21 protein-coding genes are annotated in these 22,087 nt (G+C 38.8%); 19 read left to right on the top strand and 2 right to left on the bottom strand.

Annotation, left to right across the window (positions count from 1 at the left end; all coding sequences use genetic code 11):
• Positions 1-24 precede the first annotated feature (24 nt).
• The 19 genes from EO122_RS03875 (at position 25) to EO122_RS03785 (ending at position 20,316) form a co-directional block, all read left to right on the top strand.
• Positions 25-1,269, top strand: a complete 1,245-nt coding sequence (locus tag EO122_RS03875) for an aminotransferase class I/II-fold pyridoxal phosphate-dependent enzyme (RefSeq protein ID WP_127009450.1) — start codon at positions 25-27, stop codon at positions 1,267-1,269.
• A gap of 441 nt (positions 1,270-1,710) precedes the next feature.
• The gene (gene mraZ / locus EO122_RS03870) at positions 1,711-2,148 is read left to right on the top strand and encodes a division/cell wall cluster transcriptional repressor MraZ (RefSeq protein ID WP_126937347.1); all 438 of its coding nucleotides are present in this window, start codon (positions 1,711-1,713) and stop codon (positions 2,146-2,148) included.
• Positions 2,149-2,158: 10 nt separating this feature from the next.
• Positions 2,159-3,091 (top strand): 16S rRNA (cytosine(1402)-N(4))-methyltransferase RsmH, encoded by a 933-nt coding sequence (gene rsmH, locus EO122_RS03865; RefSeq protein ID WP_127009449.1) that lies wholly within the window; start codon positions 2,159-2,161, stop codon positions 3,089-3,091.
• A 14-nt stretch (positions 3,092-3,105) separates the two neighbouring features.
• Positions 3,106-3,513: a cell division protein FtsL gene (locus EO122_RS03860; RefSeq protein ID WP_126937345.1), complete on the top strand. Its 408-nt coding sequence runs from the start codon at positions 3,106-3,108 to the stop codon at positions 3,511-3,513.
• Positions 3,514-3,561: 48 nt separating this feature from the next.
• Positions 3,562-5,046: a UDP-N-acetylmuramoyl-L-alanyl-D-glutamate--2,6-diaminopimelate ligase gene (locus EO122_RS03855; RefSeq protein ID WP_127009475.1), complete on the top strand. Its 1,485-nt coding sequence runs from the start codon at positions 3,562-3,564 to the stop codon at positions 5,044-5,046.
• Position 5,047: 1 nt separating this feature from the next.
• Positions 5,048-6,412, top strand: coding sequence for a UDP-N-acetylmuramoyl-tripeptide--D-alanyl-D-alanine ligase (gene murF / locus EO122_RS03850; RefSeq protein WP_127009448.1), 1,365 nt, complete (start codon positions 5,048-5,050; stop codon positions 6,410-6,412).
• A gap of 17 nt (positions 6,413-6,429) precedes the next feature.
• A complete protein-coding gene (gene mraY / locus EO122_RS03845; protein WP_127009447.1) occupies positions 6,430-7,392 on the top strand; it encodes a phospho-N-acetylmuramoyl-pentapeptide-transferase in 963 nt (320 codons plus the stop codon).
• 61 nt (positions 7,393-7,453) lie between these two features.
• Complete coding sequence (gene murD / locus EO122_RS03840; RefSeq protein WP_127009446.1) at positions 7,454-8,806, top strand: UDP-N-acetylmuramoyl-L-alanine--D-glutamate ligase; 1,353 nt, start codon at positions 7,454-7,456, stop codon at positions 8,804-8,806.
• Positions 8,807-8,816: 10 nt separating this feature from the next.
• Positions 8,817-9,923, top strand: coding sequence for an undecaprenyldiphospho-muramoylpentapeptide beta-N-acetylglucosaminyltransferase (murG, locus tag EO122_RS03835; RefSeq protein WP_127009445.1), 1,107 nt, complete (start codon positions 8,817-8,819; stop codon positions 9,921-9,923).
• A 14-nt stretch (positions 9,924-9,937) separates the two neighbouring features.
• Complete coding sequence (gene murC, locus EO122_RS03830) at positions 9,938-11,311, top strand: UDP-N-acetylmuramate--L-alanine ligase (RefSeq protein ID WP_127009444.1); 1,374 nt, start codon at positions 9,938-9,940, stop codon at positions 11,309-11,311.
• A gap of 1 nt (position 11,312) precedes the next feature.
• Positions 11,313-12,245 carry a D-alanine--D-alanine ligase gene (locus EO122_RS03825; RefSeq protein WP_127009443.1) on the top strand — a complete coding sequence of 311 codons (933 nt, stop codon included), beginning with the start codon at positions 11,313-11,315 and terminating at the stop codon, positions 12,243-12,245.
• 8 nt (positions 12,246-12,253) lie between these two features.
• Positions 12,254-13,132: a cell division protein FtsQ/DivIB gene (locus EO122_RS03820; protein WP_127009442.1), complete on the top strand. Its 879-nt coding sequence runs from the start codon at positions 12,254-12,256 to the stop codon at positions 13,130-13,132.
• Between the two features lie 167 nt (positions 13,133-13,299).
• Entirely contained in the window at positions 13,300-14,316 is a 1,017-nt protein-coding gene (gene ftsZ, locus EO122_RS03815; RefSeq protein WP_240628907.1) for a cell division protein FtsZ, read from the top strand.
• A 22-nt stretch (positions 14,317-14,338) separates the two neighbouring features.
• A complete protein-coding gene (locus EO122_RS03810) occupies positions 14,339-14,914 on the top strand; it encodes an outer membrane beta-barrel protein (RefSeq protein WP_126937335.1) in 576 nt (191 codons plus the stop codon).
• 285 nt (positions 14,915-15,199) lie between these two features.
• Positions 15,200-15,808, top strand: a complete 609-nt coding sequence (locus EO122_RS03805; protein ID WP_127009441.1) for a hypothetical protein — start codon at positions 15,200-15,202, stop codon at positions 15,806-15,808.
• A gap of 49 nt (positions 15,809-15,857) precedes the next feature.
• Entirely contained in the window at positions 15,858-16,400 is a 543-nt protein-coding gene (locus tag EO122_RS03800; protein WP_240632650.1) for a biotin transporter BioY, read from the top strand.
• A gap of 487 nt (positions 16,401-16,887) precedes the next feature.
• On the top strand, positions 16,888-19,038 hold the full coding sequence (nrdD, locus tag EO122_RS03795; RefSeq protein WP_127009440.1) for an anaerobic ribonucleoside-triphosphate reductase: 2,151 nt from the start codon (positions 16,888-16,890) through the stop codon (positions 19,036-19,038).
• A gap of 23 nt (positions 19,039-19,061) precedes the next feature.
• Positions 19,062-19,559, top strand: coding sequence for an anaerobic ribonucleoside-triphosphate reductase activating protein (gene nrdG / locus EO122_RS03790; protein ID WP_127009439.1), 498 nt, complete (start codon positions 19,062-19,064; stop codon positions 19,557-19,559).
• A 163-nt stretch (positions 19,560-19,722) separates the two neighbouring features.
• The gene (locus EO122_RS03785; protein ID WP_164725951.1) at positions 19,723-20,316 is read left to right on the top strand and encodes a hypothetical protein; all 594 of its coding nucleotides are present in this window, start codon (positions 19,723-19,725) and stop codon (positions 20,314-20,316) included.
• An 11-nt stretch (positions 20,317-20,327) separates the two neighbouring features.
• Here the strand turns inward: EO122_RS03785 and EO122_RS03780 are convergent, their stop codons facing one another.
• Complete coding sequence (locus EO122_RS03780) at positions 20,328-20,876, bottom strand: gamma carbonic anhydrase family protein (RefSeq protein WP_127009437.1); 549 nt, start codon at positions 20,874-20,876, stop codon at positions 20,328-20,330.
• 126 nt (positions 20,877-21,002) lie between these two features.
• A complete protein-coding gene (locus tag EO122_RS03775; RefSeq protein WP_127009436.1) occupies positions 21,003-21,941 on the bottom strand; it encodes a nitronate monooxygenase in 939 nt (312 codons plus the stop codon).
• Positions 21,942-22,087: the final 146 nt, after the last annotated feature.

Below are 22,087 nucleotides of genomic sequence, written 5' to 3'. Positions count from 1 at the left end.
GTATAAATTAGGAAGGTGTTACACATGAGCATGGCAGCGAAACAAGCGCGTGGGAAAAAAGCAAATGACGCCATCTTTGCAACAAACTCTCGAGCGCAAGAAGCAGCAAGAACATATGGTAAAGAAAATGTTTTAATCGGTACTGTCGGGTCTATCCTTGATGAAAACGGAGATATCGTATTTTTAAAGGTTGTAGAAGATGAGTTCCGTAATTTGCCACGCAATGAATACATCGCATATGCTCCAATTGAAGGATTGCCGGAGTTCATCGAGGCATGTAAGCAAGAATGTTTTAGTGAGTCTCGTCCAAACGCCTATATCGAAGGGATTGCTACGACTGGTGGTACAGGTGGTATTCATCATTTAGTTCACAACTATACAGAAATTGGAGATAAGGTCATCACGGCTGATTGGCATTGGGGTGCTTATAAACAAATTTGTGCAGATAATGGTAGAGAATTAGTGACATATCCTTTGTTTGATGAGGCGTTTGAATTTAATTTCCCTGCTTTAGAAGCGCTTACCTTAGAATTGGCTAAGATACAGGAAAATGTGTTAATTATCATCAATACACCTGGTAATAACCCAACAGGATTCTCTTTATGTGAAAGTGATTGGGATAAAGTCTTAGACATGTCTAAAAATTTGGTAGCTAATGGAAAGAATAAAGTAATCATCGGTATTGATGTGGCTTATATTGATTTTTCTGGTGAAAAAGAAGAAGTTCGTCGTTTCTTCAAGAAATTCGAAAATCTACCTAAAGAAATACTAGGAGTAGCTTGCTACAGTATTTCTAAAGGTTTCACGATGTATGGACAACGTGTGGGCTGTATGTTAGGGATTACTTCTGATGCAGAAGTGGCACAAGAGTTTTTTGATATCAATCAAATGACCTCTCGTGGTACTTGGTCCAATATTAATCGTCCAGCTATGCGTACGATGGCGAATATCGTTCATGATCCAGAAAAAATGAAACAGTATGAAGAGGAAATTCTTGGTTATTCTAAGTTAGTAGAAGAACGTGCTGCTATTTTAGAAGAAGAAGGTAAAGCGATTGGGCTTCCTATGCTGCCATATATGGGAGGTTTCTTTGTGACCATACCAAGCGATGCACCAGCTGAAGTGACAGAGGAATTGATGAAAGAACATGTGTACTTAATTCCTGTATCTAGAGGGATTCGGGTGGCAGTATGTTCAGTTCCTAAACGACAAATTACAGGATTGGCACAACGTATATATGATGCCATGAAACGAGTTGGACAGCTGTAACACGTAATAATAGGGATAATAGCATATAACATATATCTGTTAAGAAAAGATGGGTGAATCATAGATTCACCTGTCTTTTTTATTTTATGGTATTTTCTTGTGTGTTTCCCACGAGTGTATCAATACCTTATATACTCTATTTTTCAAGTGAATATACTGGATTTTTTATAGTACATAGAATAAATGAAGAAAAACAGAAAATTCCCACCACTTTTCCCCACCATTTTATACTGTAAAAAGTGTTCGATATTATGTTTTATATACGAACATATATATAATTATTTAGAAAAAAGTTCGTTATAAACGAATTGCAAGAAAAATTTGCATAAATATCTATAAAATGAGTGGTTATTTTGTTGTTAAAAGTGGTGAAATGTGGTAGAATTTACCATATAGTGGTAATAGGGCAAAAAGGTGTATAAAAAAGGAGGTGTCCTTGCTATGTTTAAAGGTGAATTTTCACATACAATTGATAGTAAAGGACGCATGATAATTCCTGCTAAAATGCGCGAACAGCTTGGTGAAAACTGTGTTGTTACCAGATATTTAGATAATACCCTAGCCATTTATACACAAGAAAAATTTGAAGAAATTGCCAAAAAGCTAAGTGCCCAAAGTTCCAATAAATCTGCACAACGTGCCTTTGTGCGTTTCTTTGTAGGGGGAGCCGCAGATCTTGAGTTTGATAAGCAAGGTCGTGTCTTGATTCCAAGTAATCTAAGAAAGCATGCAGAGTTAAAAAAAGATGCTATCATCGTTGGTAATGGTGAGCGCATTGAAGTATGGAATAAAGCTCGTTGGGATGCCTATAATGATGAGATTTATGGCAATATTGAAGAATTAGCCGAAGAGTTGGATTTAGATGACATTGGATTTTAAGTGAGGGATTATGGACTTTCATCATGTGAGTGTGTTACTCAATGAAACGCTAACAGGATTGGCAATTAAACCAGATGGAATCTATGTAGATTGTACTTTGGGTGGGGGAGGACATTCCCATGCCATTGGTGAACAGTTATCTGCAGAAGGTATGATTGTAGGTTTAGACCAAGACGTGGCGGCATTGCAAGCAGCATCAAAACGGTTAGAAGATTTGAGCTGTCAGGTGAAAGTAATTGAAACTAATTTCTCTAACTTAAAACAAGCCTTGCTCAATGCAGGTATAGAAAAAGTAGATGGATTTGTCTTTGATCTAGGTGTATCCAGTCATCAATTAGATACAGCCGAACGAGGATTTTCCTATATGCAAGATGGTCCATTAGATATGCGAATGAATCAAAGTGGAGTATTAACTGTGGAAACGATAGTTAACACGTATTCTAGTGAAGAACTATATCGCATCATTTGGGAGTATGGGGAAGAACGTTGGGCCAAACGTATCATAGAGTTCATTGTAGAAGCGAGAGCCGAGGAGCCAATTGTTACGACTGGTCAATTGGTGGATATTATCAAGCGAGCTATACCGGCCAAAGCAAGACAAGACGGACCGCATCCAGCGAAACGAACGTTCCAAGCGTTGCGTATTGAAGTGAATCAAGAACTTCAAATTTTACATGATGCATTTGTAGATGCCGTATCTATGCTAAACTCGGGTGGACGAATTGCTGTGATTACGTTCCATTCTTTAGAAGATAGAATTACGAAACAAACATTTAAAGAGTTAGCGCAAGGTTGTACATGCCCACCAAGTTTGCCGATGTGTGTGTGCCACAATGTACCAACTGTAAAAGCAAAAAATAAGGCCATAGAGCCTAGTCAACGAGAAGTAGAAGAGAATCCACGGTCCCGTAGTGCCAAGTTGAGGGTAGCCGTGAAATTATAGTTTGGAGGAATACTATGTTAGTACGAAAGGCTACATATTGGGAACAATCGGCTCCCTATGTAGAACCCGCCAGAAAAGAAAAAGTCAAATCACCTGATTTTATCTTAGATGTGACACCGAATATGAGAGAGTGTGTAGTGACCTTGATCTTTGGTGTTATATTAGGAATGATTTGTTTGATTATCACGGGTGTTACAGAAAACGTAAGAAAAGAAACTGTACAAATACAAGAAAAAATAGTTTTTGAAAATCGTACGAATTACGAGTATAATTTAGAGTTAGCAGAACTAAAATCTCCAACGCGCATTCAAAAAATTGCGCAAGAAAAACTTGGCATGGTATTACCAGATAATTTCGTTTATACCACTAAGAATACAGTGGAAGAACGAAAGGTTACAACGAAAAAGGATATTAGAGAATGATGAAGGCAGTCCTTTTGGACTGCTTTCGCTATGATTGGAGGAATCGGTATGAAACGTGTAGCAGATATTGTGAAAATTGTGTCTCCTATAAAGGTAGAGGGTCCAGTAACAGCAGAAGTGAGTCATATTACAGCTGACTCTCGCACAGTACAAGAAGGCAGCTTATTCATATGTTTAGTGGGGGCTACAGTAGATGCACACACTTTTGTAGATAAGGCAGTAGAAGATGGTGCTGTAGCAATTATTGCATCTAAACCTGTGACCGTGCCTGCTCACGTAGCAGTATTGTATGTAGAAGATACACGACAAGCTTTACAAGATGCAGTGCCGTTTTTCTATGATTATCCAGCCTCTAAGATGCGTATGATTGGTGTGACAGGTACTAATGGTAAAACTACAACGACTCATATTATTGCGCATCTATTACGATCTCAAGGATATACAGTAGGTGTTATTGGAACGGTTCATATTTTAATCGATGACCAATCCTATCCGATTCACAATACCACGCCAGATGTGGCTGACTTGCAACAAATTTTGCAACAAATGGTGGATGCTGGTGTGACGCATTGTATTATGGAAGTATCTTCTCATGCATTGGCATTAGGCCGTACAGCAGGCGTGGAATATGATACAGCTGTATTTACAAACTTAACACAAGATCATTTAGATTTTCACAAAACATTTGATAACTATCTAGCGGCAAAAGCGACATTGTTCAAGCAAGTTAGCGCTTCTTACCAAGTGAAAGAAGGAAAAGGAGCTGTTATTAATGTAGATGATGCGTATGGTCAAGCGATTGTAAATGTAACAACAGCACCAATGATTACGTATAGCACAGAGGGTAAGGGCACTATGAATGCGTCTAATTTGAGTGTTACAGCCAAATCTTCTGAATTTACATTGACCTACGGGGAAGAAAGTTATACAATTCAGACAAAAATTGCAGGTCTATTCAACGTATATAATACATTAGCGGCCGTAGGTGCTGCTCTATATGAAGGCGTGACGACGGATGACATCGTGAAAGGATTGGCAACTTTCACAGCTGTGCCTGGTCGTTTTGAACTTATCGAAGAAGGTCAAGATTTTGCAGTAGTTGTGGATTATGCCCACACGCCAGATGGATTGGAAAATATTTTGCAAACAGCAAAGAAAATTGTGGAAAACCGTATTATAGTTGTCTTTGGCTGCGGTGGTGATCGCGATGCTACCAAACGTCCTATTATGGGGCGTATTGCGGCTCAATATGGTGATCGAGTATTTGTTACTTCAGATAATCCTCGAACAGAAGATCCAGTGCAAATTGTGAAAGATGTAGAAGTAGGCGTCAAAGAAGGCTTGCGTGACGGAGTAGACTATGATGTTATTGTAGATCGCCGAGAAGCAATTTTTGCAGCCATTGCAGAAGCAAAAGCAGGAGATGTAGTAATCATTGCTGGTAAAGGCCATGAAGACTATCAAATATTAAAAGACGAAACGATTCATTTTGATGATCGTGAAGTTGCTAGAGAAGCTCTAAAGGAGAGATAATATGGCACAATTTACAGTGCAAGAAGTGCTAGAAGCAACACATGGACAGTATACAGGAACAAGTTCGATTACCTTTGCAGATGTATCTACGGATACACGTACCATTGGTGAAAATGGACTTTTTGTAGCTTTAGAAGGTATGACATTTGATGGACATGACTTCTTGCAGACTGCCAAAGAGCGTGGTGCCACAGGTGCTATTGTTAAGATTGGTAAATCTATAGAAGGGCTCGTATGTATCGAAGTAGAGGATACATTATTGGCATATCAACAGTTAGCGACCTATCATCGTAGACGGTTTCCAATTCCTGTCATAGGTATTACAGGTTCATCTGGTAAGACAACAACGAAAGAAATGATTAGTGCTGTTCTGGAGAAAGCTTTTACAGTGCTAAAAACGGAAAAAAATTATAATAATGAAATTGGCGTTCCTAAAATGTTATTGCAATTGACGGAGGATCATGATATATGTGTTCTTGAGATGGGGATGCGCGGACTTGGTCAAATTGCGGAACTAGCAGAAATTGCAGAGCCAACTATAGGTGTGATTACCAATGTAGGCACTAGTCATATTGAACTATTAGGGTCGCAAGAAAATATTGGAAAAGCGAAGCAAGAATTGATTGAAGCCTTGCCAAGTACAGGGGTAGCTATTCTAAATCATGATGACCCGTTTGTGCTTCCGATGGCACAGGTGACAGATGCAAAAGTACTTACTTATGGTATGGATTCTGAAGCTATGGTGCAAGGCGCTACGCTGGAATATACATCTAAAGGTATTAAGTTCACAGTTCATGATGAAAGTGGAGCCTGGAAGATATTCTTGCCTATGATTGGGATTCACAATGTGTATGATGCATTGTCAGCAGTTGCAGTAGGAACTATTTTAGGTGTGCCACGAGAAGAAATTGTAGAAGCCTTTCAAGAGTTTCCAGGGATTCCTATGCGTCAAGAAATTGTACCGTTTCCAACTTTTACAGTTCTCAATGACGCGTATAATGCAAACCCTAATAGTATGACAGAATCAATTCGAGCGCTTGGTCAGTTACAAGGCATGCGCAAGATTGCCATGTTGGGCGATATGCTTGAGTTAGGTGAACATTCAGTATCTGCTCATAAAGAGATTGGAAAATTACTGGGTGCTGAATCCTACGATATGGTGTTTACATTTGGGGAAATGATGAAATTAGCGGCCGCTGCCGCTAAAGAGGCTGGTGTTCCTTTTGTGTATGTAGGGAATAGCCATCTTGATATAGCGAATGCGTATTATGACGTAAAACAAGCAGGCGATGTGATTCTAGTAAAAGGATCACGGGGCCTAAAAATGGAACGTATTATAGAAGATTTTAAAGAACGACATGGATAAGTAAGGAGATATGTAGCATGAATATGGACTATGCAATAGCCTTTGGCTTAGCCCTAGTGAGTACATTAGTATTAGGTAAAATTGGAATTCCAATGTTGCAGCGATTGAAAGCGCAACAATCGATTCGTGAAGACGGGCCACAAGCTCATTTAGCGAAAGCTGGAACGCCTACTATGGGTGGATTATTCATGTTACTAGCCTTGGTACTGACGATTTGTATTGTACCACCGTACTCCGTTACATTATGGATGTTATTATTCTTGACATTAGGCCATGGTGTATTAGGGTTTAGTGACGATTTCATCAAAGCTGTCAAACACAGAAATCTAGGGCTTACTGCGAAACAAAAGTTGTTAGGGCAAGCTATATTAGCAGTAGTATTTTGCTATATTGCTGTAGAGTATGCCGCACTGCCTACTACATTGTGGATTCCATTGGCAGATGTAACAGTAGATTTAGGTATAGGTTATTATGTACTGGCCTTTATCATCATTTTAGGAACTACCAATGCGGTGAATTTAACTGATGGCTTAGATGGATTAGCAGCAGGCACATCGGCGATTGCCAGTGCAGCTTTTGCAGTCGTTGGTATATTAGCGGGTTCCCTAAGTGTTACTTTTTTTGGTATGATTGTAAGTGCAGTTTGTATTGGATTTTTATATTTTAACGCAAATCCAGCAAAAGTGTTTATGGGAGATACTGGTTCTCTAGCCTTAGGTGGGGCCTTTGCAGGTATGGCCATTGCCACTAAAACGGAATTATTACTGATAATTATTGGTTTTGTGTTTGTAGTAGAAGCATTATCTGTTATTTTACAAGTGGCTTCGTTTAAAACTCGTGGAGTTCGTATTTTCCGAATGAGCCCGATTCACCATCATTTCGAATTAGGTGGCTGGAGTGAACGAAAAGTAGTATATGTATTCTGGAGTGTAGCCTTAGTGGTGGCCATTCTTGGAATTGGAATTCTCAGCATGAAATAATATAGATTACGGCTCTACCAAGTAAGAGCCGTTATTCTTGCATATAGGGAAAGGTGATAAAATGGATTATACAGGTTCTCATATTTTGGTATTAGGTGCAGGACTGAGCGGTATTGGTGTAGCACATACATTAGCAAAATTAGGGGCTACGGTAACACTAAATGACTATAAACAAATTGAATTTGATGTTGAAGAAAACCAGCGATTTTTAGATGATAACATTACTGTGATTACGGGGCAGCAAGATTTTGTGCTTTTAGATAATACGGATCGCGTAGTAGTTTCACCTGGCATCTCTTTAGAGATTCCTATCATTTGTGAGGCTAAAAAACGCAATATTCCAGTAGTGGGAGAAGTAGAAATCGCTTATGAAGTATCGAAAGCTCCTATCCTTGGTGTGACTGGAACAAATGGAAAGACTACAACTACCTCTTTATTAGCAGCAGTTCTAAAAGAAGCAGAGTGGGATGTGTATGTTGGTGGTAATATTGGGTATTCTTTAAGTGAACAAGCATTAGCTGTTCCAGAGACGGGAGTATTAGTAGCGGAGTTATCGTCATATCAACTGGAAAGTATTGATAAATTTCGTACAAAGGGTGCTATTTTGTTGAATGTAACGCCGGACCATTTATTGCGTCATAAAACGATGGAACGATACCAAGCAGCGAAAGAAAATATCTTTGTCAATCAAGAGCTTGGCGATTATACAGTATTAAATTTTGATACTCCTATTGTGGCAGACATGGCTGAACGAGTGAAAGGCCGAGTATTAGGTATCAGTCAAATTCGACCTGTCACAGATGGAGCATATTTCGATAAAGATACTTGTTATGCAGTGTTGCATGGTCAGGCTGTTCCGGTGATTACAACAAAAGATATACACATTCCTGGGTCTCATAATATTGAAAATATATTGAGTGTGATTGCTTTAACCTATGCATTGGGTGTGCCAGTTGAAGATATATATCGTGCTATTTCAAAATTTCATGGTGTAGAACATCGACTAGAGCGAATTAGAGCGTTACAAGGTGTGACGTATTACAATGATTCTAAAGCGACGAACACAGATTCTACAATCAAAGCTTTGGAATCTTTCACGGAACCGCTTATACTGATTGCGGGTGGAAAAGATAAGATGACAGACTTAGAGGAATTGATGGACCTAGTAAAAACCAATGTGAAAGAACTTATCTTAATTGGTGAAGCTGCCCAACGGTTTGCTGAAGCAGCAGTCAAAGCCGGTGTGGCGCATATTCATCGTTGTGAATCTATGGAAGAAGCTGTGCTGCTGAGTGCTCGTATTGCGGAAGAGGGAGATATTGTGTTATTATCCCCAGCATGTGCTAGTTTTGATTGGTATGCCAGATTTGAAGATCGCGGGGATCATTTCCGCAGACTTGTAGAACGATTGTAAGAGGTTATACATGAATATCATGATTTCAGGTGGTGGCACTGGTGGACATATTTATCCAGCCATAACCATATATAAAACATTACAAACAATGGTAGATGCCAATTTTTTATATGTAGGAACGGATAAGGGATTAGAATCTCGTATCGTTCCCAAAGAAGGAATTCCTTTTACTACATTACCTGTACAGGGATTGCAACGTAGCTTTTCCATAGATACGTTCATTACGGCAGGAAAAACGATCAGTTCTTTGTGGAAAGCAAATCGCTTGATTTCAAAGTTTAAGCCTGATATTGTGATTGGTACAGGTGGCTATGTGTGTGGTCCACTGTTGATGGCAGCAGCTTTGCGTGGGATTCCTACGTTGATTCAAGAACAAAATGTAGTGCCAGGTATTACAAATAAAATATTAAGCCGTTTTGTGGATGTAGTAGCTGTTGGTTATGAAGAGGCGGTTGGGGCATTTCCAAAAGCCAAACAAGTAGTGTATACAGGGAATCCTGTAAGACCAGCTGTAGTAGCAGCGGATCGTGAAAAGGGACGGCAGTTTTTTGGTATTCAAGAGCATCAAACAGCGATCTTAGTAGCAGGTGGATCTCGTGGTGCTCGAAGTATTAACACGGCCATGACAGCTGTTCATGAAGCGTTCAAAGACAGAACCGATGTAAAAATTATTCATGCCACAGGTACTGATGAATATAAACGTGTATGCGACAGCTTAGGTATTCAAGAAGGTGCCATATATAGTGAAGCTTCATATATTGTACCGTATTTAGACAATATGGATATGGCTATGGCAGCGTCTGACGTGGCAATTTTCCGTTCCGGAGCCATTGGATTAGCAGAATTGGCAGTCCGTGGGATTCCATCTATTTTGATACCATATCCGTATGCTGCAGCAGATCATCAAACATATAATGCGAAAGCTTTTGTATCAGCTGGAGCGGCTGATATGATTCTTGACTCAGAGCTCAATGGAACTACGTTGTTAACAGCATTAACATCGTTATTAGAGACAGCAGAACGACGTAGATTGATGGCAGAAGCTACGTTAGGGCTAGGAAAACCAAACGCAGCAGAAGACATTGCAAAGTTAGCATTATCTATTACTAAATCATAGAGAGGAGTATCTTCATGTTAGATACCTATAAACGTATACATTTAATCGGCATCGCCGGTTCTGGCATGCGCGCTATTGCTCATGTGTTAATTGAAAAAGGATTTACTGTGTCAGGTTCAGATATTCAAGAATCTCCCACAACAGAAAAATTTAGAAATGCTGGGGCAACCATTTTCTTAGGCCATGATGCATCGCATGTAGAAGGGTCGGATGTTGTCATTCGATCCACTGCGATTCATGAAGATAATCCTGAAATTATTGGAGCTCGTGAACGTAATATTCCGATTTTGCATCGATCTGACATTGTAAAAGCTGTATTGGATGAGACATATGGTATTGCTGTAGCTGGTGCTCATGGAAAGACGACAACAACATCGATGTTAGGACAAATTTTCATGGAAGCCAACCAAGATCCAACGATTATTATCGGTGGAGAGGTAGATTATTTACAAGGTAGTAGCCATGTAGGAAAAGGAAAATATAGTATTGCTGAGGCCGATGAAAGTGATGGATCTTTCTTGCATTTAAATCCGAAACGCATTGTAATTACAAATATTGAAAATGACCATATGGATCATTATCGGACGGTGGAAAACTTATTGCGAGCTTTCACAGAGTTTTCTATGAAATTACCAGAAGATGGTGTGGCTGTTGTATGTGGTGATAATCCGTCTATTCGTCGTATTATGCCAGACATCAAACGAACTTGTATTACCTATGGATTAGGCGCTGGCAATGACTATCGTATTGATAATTTACGTATTGAACAAGGGATTACTACCTTTGAAGTGATTCATAAGGATACAGTGTTAGGCACTTTGCGTTTAGCTGTACCGGGACAACATAATGCATTGAATGCATTGGGTGCACTTGTTGTGGCCCTTGGAGAAGGTTTGTCCTTTGAAGTAGTGGCACAAGCATTGCGTAAATTTATTGGTGCAAAACGTAGATTTGAAACGAAAGGTCATGTGAAAGACGTATGGGTTGTGGATGATTATGCCCATCATCCAACAGAAATTGCAGCTACTATTAAGGCGGCAAAATCATTAGAAGACCACCGTGTAGTGATTTTATTCCAACCACATCGATTTAGTCGTACAAAATTGTTGCTCAGAGAGTTTGGTACAGCTTTCACAGAAGCCGATGTAGTGTTTATTACTGATATTTATAGCGCCGGAGAAAAGCCAGAGCCAGGGATTGATGGCATGTCGATTCCATTGATGATTAAAGAGTTAACAGGAAAAGAAGTGCGCTATATAGCAGATGTAAATACATTGCCAGAAGAAGCTCTTAAAGTGATTAAACCAAACGATTTAGTTATCACTATGGGTGCAGGTAATATTAATCAATATGGGCCAAAAATATTAGCTTTATTGGAGGAGAAATAAAGTGAAAGATAAACGCATTGTTGTCCTCATGGGAGGGCCATCAAAAGAAGCTGAAGTATCGAGACGAACAGCTAGTGCTATTGCAGAGGCGTTACAAAGTAAAGGATACAAAGCCAATACATTAGAATGTAATCCAACTACTGTGGTGCAAGACTTGCAACAATTAGAATGTGATGTTGTATTTAACGCAATCCATGGTAAATATGGTGAAGATGGGGCGTTGCAAGGAGCTCTAGAAATGGCTGGTATTCCCTATACAGGTTCTGGTATTATGGCTCATGCTGTAGGGATGAATAAAAAGATGAGTAAGTATGTCTTCTTAGGGGCTCAGATTCCTACTGCTCGATCAAAATCCTACGATCAACAACAACAATCAGTGGAAGAGATTCTAACTGATATTACTAGCAATTTTACGGTGCCATTTGTAGTGAAAGCGGCTAGCCAAGGTTCTAGTATTGGTGTATCTATTATTAAAGAAGCATCTAAGGTAGAGCAAGAAGTTAAACAAATCTTAGAGATTGATCATGTCATCGTTGTAGAGGATTTTGTGGATGGTAGAGAGTTTACTGTATCCGTATTAGATGGAAAAGCACTTCCAGTTATAGAGATTAGACCTCACTCTGGAGAATATGATTATGCTTCTAAATATACAACCGGTGCTACTGAGTATTTGGTGCCTGCCCCAATTACGGAGGAACAGTCCGCTAAGATGCAGCAAATCGGCGAATCTGTGTATCGCCAAATGCAATGCGCTGGAGTGATTCGTGTTGATATCATGATGAATGATGGTGAAGACATGTTTGTACTAGAATATAATACAGTGCCAGGCATGACAGCTACTTCCTTAGTGCCAAAAGCAGCAAAAGCTGTCGGCATCGAATTTCCTGAGCTATGCGAACAAATTTTACATTCCGCTGGATTACATAAGTTTTAGGAGTGGATATGCGTTCAAATAGACCTGAGGAATTTAGATTTGAAAGACAGGAAGGCGATACAGTTGCTACTGTTGATGAAAGAACTGTTTCTCCTACTGCGGAAGAGGACTCTACTTGGGAAATTGTTACCATTGATACTCCGGATGGTCCACGCCGAGTAAAAAGGCGGCGACGTATCAAAAAGAAACGTACTCCTTCTAAGTCTATCGTGTGGAAAACTGTCATTGGTGCCGCTCTTATTATTGGCCTATTTACATTGCCATTGCCAATAGGACAAATTCAGGTGACAGGCACGAATCAGCTGTCATCAGAAGATGTGGTGGCCATTGGCGATTTAGGATATCCAGTGAATATATTACGTGTGAGAACGGGAGCGCTTGAAGAACGATTGCAAAAAGATATGCGTGTTGATACAGCGCATGTATCGTATGCACTTCCTCTTACTTTGCAAGTAGATATGAAAGAACGTACAGCTGTTGTGGTAGTACCCTCCCAATTTGGCTTTGTTGCCTTAGATAGGCAAGGTATGGTTATCGCAAGTAGCCCAACCATTCCTGACACGACAGTGCCTATTATATCTGGCGTGCGCTTGGGAAACGCTTTATTGGGGGACACTGTTGAATCAGAGGGAATTCGAGGGGCTATTACGTACATGATGGGATTTCCTGAAGATAAAAGAAAACAAATTGGAGAAATTAATGTAGGTGATGCTGAGCATATCATCGCTTATACAGTGGATGGATTGCCGATTCACATTGGAGATAGAAGTGATTTAGAAGAAAAAGCTAAAATTACTACCGACATGATTCAGGATGTATCGCAGCGCCATGTTTCTGCAGAATTTATTGATGTAAATATTAAATCTCCTTACATTAAAACTCAATAAAATCTTGACTAATGTAAGCTAGCAATGATTTTGTTAATGGCTTTCATTGAAAAAAATTAAAATATATTGTAAAATAAAAGCAAATTATAAAAGATAAGGTAGACTAGTAGTATAATGTCATAGGATCGTATATGAAATATATCTCTAGTGAAGAGGAGGATCATTCGATGTCAGAATTTGCAAAAATTAAAGTTATTGGTGTTGGTGGCGGCGGCGGAAATGCCGTTTCTCGTATGATTGGCAGCGACTTAGAAAATGTTGACTTCTTAGTAGCTAATACAGAGACACAAGCCTTGGATGGAACTAACGTACCAGTTCGTATTCAAATTGGTGAAAAAGCAACTAAAGGCTTGGGAGCTGGTGCTAATCCAGAAGTAGGTCGTGAAGCTGCAGAAGAAAGTCGCGAAGATATTTTGAAAGCCCTTCAAGGTGCTGATATGGTATTCGTTACTGCTGGTATGGGTGGTGGTACTGGTACAGGTGCTGCTCCTGTGGTAGCTGAATGTGCTCGTGAAGCTGGTGCATTAACAGTAGGTGTTGTAACAAAACCATTTGGCTTTGAAGGTAAAAAACGTAAAGAACAAGCAGAACGTGGTATTGAAGCATTAACTGGTAAAGTAGACACTATCATCACGATTCCAAATGATCGCTTATTGGGCATTATTGACCGCAAAACATCTTTGAAAGATGCGTTCTTAACTGCGGATGAAGTATTGCGTCAAGGTATCAAAGGTATTTCTGATTTGATTACAAAACCAGGTTTAATTAATCTTGACTTTGCTGATGTTAAAACTATCATGACTAACCAAGGTGAAGCATTGATGGGTATCGGTGTTGGCGAAGGCGAAAACCGTGCTGTGGATGCTGCAAAACAAGCTATCAACAGCCCATTGTTAGAAACTTCTATTGACGGTGCGAAAGGTATCTTGTTAAACATCACAGGTAGCGAAGAATTAAGCTTATTCGAAATCAATGAAGCAGCAGAAATTATTTCTGAAGCTGCAGATCCAGAAGCAAATATTATTTTTGGTTCTGTTATTGATGAGAATGCTGGAGACAAAGTATATATTACAGTAGTAGCAACTGGATTTGGTGATCAAGGTTCCAGCAATAGCTTTGCTCGTAAATCTCCATTTGGTGCAGGTAGTAACTCTCCAGAAGTGCCTGCATTTATGAAACGATAAGATTCTCTTATAGGAGGATGCTATGAAAAAAGTATTAGTAGCAACAGTTGTATTGGCAGCTTTTGGTGCCTCTGCATTTGCTGCAGCAGTGCCAGTTACAAAAATTAATGCTGGTGAAACTAAAATCAGTGCTGAATATTCTGTCAGCAATAAATCAGCAAATGATTCCAAACGTAGAAATGGGTTTGGTATATCTGCACAACAAGGGTTATCCGATAAAGTAGGAGCTCAATATTCCTTTAATAAAGTGCATCGCACAGGAGCGGATATTAATGACCACCAATTAACAGGTGCCTATGCGGTACATCCAAATGTGAATGTATATGGTGCTGGTACCTATGTGGATATGGGGGACAAACACAGCGGCTTTGGATACCAAGCAGGTGTGATTGGGCATACTCAATTATCTGATAAGGTAGAAGGCTATGCAAAAGCAGGTTTTGGTAATGATATTAAGCATACGTTCCAAGTAGGTGCTTCCTATGGTTTGCGTCCTGATATTGATTTGAACGTGTATTACCAATATGATCAATATAAAATGAATGAAACTAAAAATGATGTGAAAGGTTTACATGCGGGTGTAGGTTACTCCTTCTAATATGGAATAGTAACTCATCGGCGTACATGTCACATTGTAATAAAAATAGGACCATCGTTACTTGTAGTAGATGCAAGTGATGATGGTCCTTTTTCAAGGTAGATAGTTCGATTAAGAATCTAAGAAGATATTGCGTTAACGTTGAATATAAAATTTGTTAACAATGAATTTGAAAAATAAGTTGACTATATACGATTTGATTAATATAATAAAAGTGTAACAAAGTAAGATTTATGTAAGACTTGTAAGATCCAGTATACCCATTGAATGGGGGAGGAGGCACTTATGCATACACTATGTAAGGGCTTGACAAGTGTAAGGGACATACCTAATACCGCTATTGTACGAACTGTACAATACAAACGAACTACAAGATCACCGCAGTTACAAATTAACTATACTCCAAAGAAACGAGAGCACATAGTAAGTGCATCGAATCCTAAAGGCACCATAGTGTCTACTATGTTAGAACAATCGAATCCTGATTGGAAGGGGCACGGTGAAGTATCATTAGAGGAAATGCCGAAAACTTGGCCTTGTGATTTGAAGGATAGAACAAGAACTAAATTTATTTTTACCCAAGAATCAATTCTTGAGTTTGCAGATGCTGTACAAGATATGAATCCTATGTATCGTGATGATGTTCCAATCGTGCCGGAATTGATGGTTTTATCACATATGGCACATCATGTATTAGATGAAGAGATGTTAGTTCAGCTAGACATCACCTTTTCATCACCGTTTTATGGTGGCGATGTCATTTCTGCGGAAAAAATGGCTATTCATACAGATGGAAAGCTTCAAAAAGGCCATTGTCAATTAGTAGGAACTCATGGTGGATTGGCAGACTGCAAATGGGTGTATACAGAGGAGTTAATGAATCATAATGAGTAATAAAAATATGCATTCTTCTTCAGAGGCAGAGAGTATAACCACTAATAAGGTGAAACGCACCATTCAGACGACCGATTTAGTTAGAATGTCCTTATTGGTTGCCTTGGCTTGTGTAATGGCTCAGTTATCTATACCAAACCCAATGGGTGTAGGTATGATCTCTATGATTACCATCGCCTTGTGTTTAATCGGGTTGTTATTACCTCCAAAACAAGCATTTATCACACTAGTGGTGTATGTACTGTTGGGGGCTGTTGGATTACCAGTATTTACTGGCTTTACTGGTGGAATGGGTAAAATTTGGGGACCAACAGGTGGCTTCATTTTGATTTGGCCAATTGCGTATACAGCAGTCAGTTGTTTAAAAGGGAATACAAAAAGCTTTTTGCGCTATGCTGTTGTGGCGACATTGGTAAGTATCATTATTACTTATTTAGCAGCTGTACCTTATTTCATGTGGGTTGCAAAAATCCCATTTGATATGGAAGGATTACAAAAAGCATTAACGATTTTGTTCTATCCATTTGTGATTGGTGATATTGTAAAAGCGATCCTATCAGCATGGATTGCTACAAAAATTAAATTACAATAGCGAATGTATGTAACGACTATCTCTTATAGAGATAGTCGTTATTTTATTACAGACATATAGGTGAAGTTGTGGCATATATCAATTTGTAATGCTTGATAGTATTGTATACGAGATGAAATATAAGAAATCTCTTTGAATTACTAGGGGTTAATGGGATATAGTATTATTTATCTCTGTATATTGTATATCTAATTGTAATACATGATATTGTATTGCAGATTGAAAATAACTACAATATATAGTACACTAAAGTTATAAAGATATAACATAGAGAACAAACTACATGTGTAGTAACAAAGAAAGAGCAAAGGTTGCTCTTTTTGTATGTCTGAATGTAAGTATCATTCCTCATTCACAGAGTAGGTGAATTTTATTTTGATATGACGATCTTTTTAAGACGTATAGATTATATTTTGTTACTACATATAGAATAGGCCCTACAGATGATAGAAAGTAGATGGCATATGGTAGTGAGGAGGCAATTAGTATGACACAGGTTATAAAACGTGACGGTAGTTTAGCATCATTTGATAAAGAAAAAATTATCATTGCTATAGAAAAGGCGATGCATAGTAGTACAGGTGTCTATACAGCTGGCTTAGCCCTCCAAATTGCCAATGAAATCGAAGCCTATGCACAAAAAATAGATAGAAATATGACAATTTATGCCATAGAGGAACAAGTCTATTATAAATTGTTAGAAAATAACAATCCAGCAACTGCTCGAGCTTATGAAAATTATAAGGCTGTACAAGCTTTCAAACGTGTAGAAAATACCACAGATAAAGACGTATTTGGCCTATTGAATAAATCGAATGTGGCTGTATTAGATGAGAACTCTAATAAGGATGCATCCATTGTGTCTACACAACGAGATCTAATTGCCGGGGAAGTGAGCAAGGATATTGCTCGTAGAAAGTTGATTCCTACTGACATCGTACAAGCTCATGATAGTGGGGCTATCCATTTCCATGATATGGATTATATCATTCAACCGATGTTTAATTGCTGTCTTGTGAACTTAGAAGATATGTTGACAAATGGTACGGTCATTAATGGAAAACGCATTGATACACCTAAGTCTTTTCAAGTGGCATGTACGGTGACAACACAAATTATTGCTCAAGTGGCATCTGGTCAATATGGTGGACAAAGTATTAATGGTATAGATCGCATTTTGGCGCCGTATGTGAGAAAATCTTATGAAAAATACTTGGAGCTAACGTTACAAGAACAAGTAGAAGTGTATGGAATGGAGCCAGATGTAACAAAAGCAGAAGAAATTGCTTGGAATCGAACAAAAAAAGAAGTGAAAGATGGTATCCAAACGATCCAATATCAAATTAATACTTTGATGACTACGAATGGACAGGCTCCTTTTGTCACACTATTTATGTATTTTGATCCACGCAGTGAACTAGCGAAAGAAGCTGCTTTGATTGATGAAGAGATTTTAAAACAGCGGATTCAAGGCATTAAAAATGAGTCGGATGTATATATTACACCAGCTTTTCCAAAATTGATTTATGTGTTGGATGAACATAATGTTCACCCTACTAGTGAATACTATTATTTAACAGAATTAGCTGCACAATGCACAGCGAAACGGATGTATCCTGATTATATTTCTGCAAAGAAAATGAAAGAAATTTATGAAGGTAATGTGTTTGCACCTATGGGATGTCGCTCATTCTTATCCCCTTGGAAAAATGACCAAGGTGACTATGTCTTTAATGGTCGTTTTAATATTGGAGTGGTGAGTCTCAACTTGCCACAAATTGGGATTTTAGCACAAGGTAAAGAAGAGGCATTCTTTGAAATTTTAGAAAAACGGTTAGAGTTGGCAGAAAAAGCATTATTATTCCGTTACGAATTATTAAAGGATGTCACAAGCGATGTATCTCCAATTCACTGGCAGTATGGTGCCATAGCTAGACTACCTAAGGGAGCTCCTATTCGCCCGTTATTAGAAGGCGGCTATGCTACGATTTCTTTAGGTTATATTGGTTTATATGAAGCAACAAAGCTGATCGTAGGTCACTCTAATACATCTGAAGAAGGACATACATTTGCTAAAAAAGTAATGGAACGTTTGCACAAGGCTACGGAAACATGGCGTAGCAAACACAACATCGGCTTTGCCTTATATGGTACGCCAGCTGAAAGCTTAACTAACCGATTCTCCTCTATTGATCGTGCTCGATTTGGAGAAATTCCTGATATTACAGATAAAGGCTATTATACGAATAGTTATCATGTGAATGTACGTGAAGAAATCAATGTATTTGATAAATTTGCCTTTGAATCTGAATTTCAAAAGTTATCTACAGGTGGATGTATTTCCTATGCTGAGATTCCTAATATGACTAACAATATTCCAGCCTTATTGACGATGATGCAGTATATTTATGATACAATTTCCTATGCAGAATTTAATACAAAATCTGATTACTGTCATGAATGTGGATTTGATGGGGAAATTATCGTGAATGATCAAGTGCAATGGGAATGTCCTCGGTGCCACAATACAAATCGAGACACTTTGACTGTTATCCGTAGAACTTGTGGTTATCTAGGCGAAAACTTCTGGAATGAAGGGCGGACAAAAGAGATTAAAGACAGGGTTATGCATATCTAACTTGTTTTGAAAGAAGGTGTACCATGCGATACGGACAGTTAAGACAATATGACATTGCCAATGGTGAAGGTATTCGTACATCTTTATTTGTAACAGGCTGCACACATTGTTGCTACAATTGCTTTAATGAAGAGTACCAAGATTTTTCTGCAGGAAAAGAATGGACTGAAGACGATACACAGCGATTGTTGTCCTATGTAGTAGCCCCTAGTTGCAGTGGATTAACCTTACTGGGAGGAGAACCGTTTCAAAATGTGGATGGATTAGTTCCCCTCGTGGATAGAGTTTTAGAAGTAGCCCCGGACAAACCAATTTGGGTCTATTCGGGATATACCTATGAAGAAATTTTGGCTTGCCCTCATAAACGACAATTATTAGAGCGGTGCCATATCTTAGTAGATGGGAAATTTGTTGATGAGCTACGAGATCCTGGCTTAGCATTTAGGGGGAGCAGTAATCAGCGGATTATTGATATACAAGCATCGTTACTGAAAGGTAAGGTTGTGTTGTACTTAGAATAAACAGTATATTGTAGTATAGCAATAACGGCTATTTGATGGATATAAGTCAAATAGCCGTATTTGTATAATAGCTTTGGGGAAATAAGAATATTGACGTTATATAGAAGAATTGATACTATTAAATAAGTAGCATGCACATTACATGTGGTAGGATGTAGTTAAAGTGAGTCATGATAAGATGAAGAATATTATATTGGCGTTAGTATTTCTCTTAGCTTCAAGTGTGTCTTATGCAAGTTGGGATTATTTGGGTACTGATGATAGTGGTATAAAATATTATATAAATTCAGAAACTATACAAGGGTATGGAGCGCCTAGATCTAAAGATGCATTGCCTCCTACGGTTCAAATTGAAGTAAAGTTAGATGATCCTAACAATGATAAAGAGTACTCTGTAGTTGATCTATACATTTATGATGCAGCATGGGTGCAATCTAAACATGTTACGTTGTATGACAGAAAAACAGGCAAAGCAATAGTGGACCAAGACTTTCCTAACAACCCAAGAGAAAAAATCGAATCGGGATCCCAAAATGCTGGCATTGCTAATATCTTACTTGCAAAATATAAAGATAAAATTAAAGAAGGTGGTACTGTAAAAAAGGAACCTGTGGATACAGTTTCTGATGATACCGTAACAATACGAATAATTGTAGTGGTCATCATGCTGATAGTAGGACCAATTATCTATTTTGTTGAAAAAAGAAAAAATGATATAAAAAACGATATGGCTTATGCCATATCGTTTTGTTTTTAATATATTTTTTATTAAACAATAGTTTGGCTAGGATCCCATACTTCGCCATCAGCATCTGGTAAAAATCCATATTCTTTTGTCCACAATGTTTTGTATTTGACAGCTTGGTTGTGGATTTTTTCTATCATTTTCTCATCGGTACGAATGACTTTAGCAGGACTACCCACTACTAGAGAGTGTGGAGGGATTTCTGTGCCTTCTAATACAAGGGCACCAGCGCCGATGATAGAGCCACGACCAATGTGACAACGGCTAAGAACAATAGCTCCCATACCTACTAGTACGTGGTCTTCTAACGTGGAAGCGTGGATGATGGCACTGTGGCCGATGGTAACAAAGTCGCCAAGGATACAAGCATGGTCATCGTCTACATGTAGTACAGAATTATCTTGTACATTAGTGTAACGACCTACCACAATTTTATTGACATCACCTCGAGCTGACACATTTTGCCATACAGAGGCATATTCTTTTAATTCAACATCGCCAGCTAGTTCAGCACCTGGCATAGCATGACTTTTTGGGTCTAATTTTGGATATTTTCCTTTGAATGGTAACATGTTATCCTCCTATATAATACTGTGTGAAGTTAGTACTGTATGAGAATCCCCTTGGCTTTGATCATTCGCCAAGAGGATGTAGTGCATGTATTAGACAGTATTGTACTAGTCATTAGTTGTAAAAGTTTAGATAAACTGTTGTGCTTTTTTAATCGCTTCTTTCGCTTCTGCCACAACGGATTCTACAATTGTTTTAGCAGGTTCAATAGCAGTCAATCGGTTTAAGCCTTGGCCTACTTGCACAACACCATCTACTATGTCGCCATCTACAGCAGCTTTTTTGTTAGTGCCAATGGCCATAGCCGTCAACTCACTTTTAGGAGCGCAACTATATTCAGCTTCTAAATAGCGAGCGGTAAATTCACTTTTTAATCCACGTACACCATGATTGAACGTCAATCCCGTTACTGTAGAATCAGTATCTGTGGCATTAATGATCGCATCTTTACAGTTTTGATGCATTTTACATTCTTCCGCCAAGATAAAGCGAGAGCCCATTTGTACGCCAGCAGCTCCCATTGTAAGACCAGCAGCAAGTCCACGGCCATCGACAATACCACCTGCAATGACAACAGGAATAGTAACTTCTGGAACTACATTTTCTAGTAAGGCCATTGTTGTTTGCGTGCCGATATGACCGCCAGCCTCTTGGCCTTCAATGATAATGGCATCAGCTCCTGCGGAAGCAACTCGTTTGGCTAGTTTTACATTTGGAACCACAGGGATAACTTTAATGCCTGCTGCATGTAATGGTTCAATGAAAGGAACAGGATTGCCGGCCCCTAATGTTACGAATGCAGGATTTTCTTCTACTATGACAGCTAAGATATCGTCTAAGTTTGGTGCCATCAACATCAGGTTCACACCAAATGGTTTATCAGTTAAGGATTTGCATTGGCGAATTTCTTGGCGCACCCACTCCGTATCGCGGCCGCCAGTGGCGATAACACCGGTAGCACCAGCATTGGCTACAGCAGCAGCTAATGTATGTTCTGAAGTCCAAGCCATAGCACCTTGGATAATAGGGTATTGAATACCTAATAATTCTGTTAAACTAGTTTTCATAGTACCTCCTATATAGAGTGGTTTCTGTAAAAGAAATCACAGGGAATTTCAACATGCTTTCATTATAGCCTAATAGAATGAAAAAATATAGTTACTATAAAAGATGTATAAAACAATGTATAATATAAGAGAATTCCATGTACTAC

Source organism: Veillonella sp. CHU110 (assembly GCF_003992255.1).
Classification (GTDB): domain Bacteria; phylum Bacillota; class Negativicutes; order Veillonellales; family Veillonellaceae; genus F0422.
Note: the sequence above shows the minus strand (reverse complement) of the source record. Positions and strands in the feature narration are given on the sequence as shown.

Coding starts and splice junctions, on each gene's coding strand:
- EO122_RS03875 (WP_127009450.1), top strand. CDS start 25: ATGAGCATGGCAGCGAAACAAGCGCGTGGGAAAAAAGCAAATGACGCC.
- mraZ (WP_126937347.1), top strand. CDS start 1,711: ATGTTTAAAGGTGAATTTTCACATACAATTGATAGTAAAGGACGCATG.
- rsmH (WP_127009449.1), top strand. CDS start 2,159: ATGGACTTTCATCATGTGAGTGTGTTACTCAATGAAACGCTAACAGGA.
- EO122_RS03860 (WP_126937345.1), top strand. CDS start 3,106: ATGTTAGTACGAAAGGCTACATATTGGGAACAATCGGCTCCCTATGTA.
- EO122_RS03855 (WP_127009475.1), top strand. CDS start 3,562: ATGAAACGTGTAGCAGATATTGTGAAAATTGTGTCTCCTATAAAGGTA.
- murF (WP_127009448.1), top strand. CDS start 5,048: ATGGCACAATTTACAGTGCAAGAAGTGCTAGAAGCAACACATGGACAG.
- mraY (WP_127009447.1), top strand. CDS start 6,430: ATGAATATGGACTATGCAATAGCCTTTGGCTTAGCCCTAGTGAGTACA.
- murD (WP_127009446.1), top strand. CDS start 7,454: ATGGATTATACAGGTTCTCATATTTTGGTATTAGGTGCAGGACTGAGC.
- murG (WP_127009445.1), top strand. CDS start 8,817: ATGAATATCATGATTTCAGGTGGTGGCACTGGTGGACATATTTATCCA.
- murC (WP_127009444.1), top strand. CDS start 9,938: ATGTTAGATACCTATAAACGTATACATTTAATCGGCATCGCCGGTTCT.
- EO122_RS03820 (WP_127009442.1), top strand. CDS start 12,254: ATGCGTTCAAATAGACCTGAGGAATTTAGATTTGAAAGACAGGAAGGC.
- ftsZ (WP_240628907.1), top strand. CDS start 13,300: ATGTCAGAATTTGCAAAAATTAAAGTTATTGGTGTTGGTGGCGGCGGC.
- EO122_RS03810 (WP_126937335.1), top strand. CDS start 14,339: ATGAAAAAAGTATTAGTAGCAACAGTTGTATTGGCAGCTTTTGGTGCC.
- EO122_RS03805 (WP_127009441.1), top strand. CDS start 15,200: ATGCATACACTATGTAAGGGCTTGACAAGTGTAAGGGACATACCTAAT.
- nrdD (WP_127009440.1), top strand. CDS start 16,888: ATGACACAGGTTATAAAACGTGACGGTAGTTTAGCATCATTTGATAAA.
- nrdG (WP_127009439.1), top strand. CDS start 19,062: ATGCGATACGGACAGTTAAGACAATATGACATTGCCAATGGTGAAGGT.
- EO122_RS03780 (WP_127009437.1), bottom strand. CDS start 20,876: ATGTTACCATTCAAAGGAAAATATCCAAAATTAGACCCAAAAAGTCAT.
- EO122_RS03775 (WP_127009436.1), bottom strand. CDS start 21,941: ATGAAAACTAGTTTAACAGAATTATTAGGTATTCAATACCCTATTATC.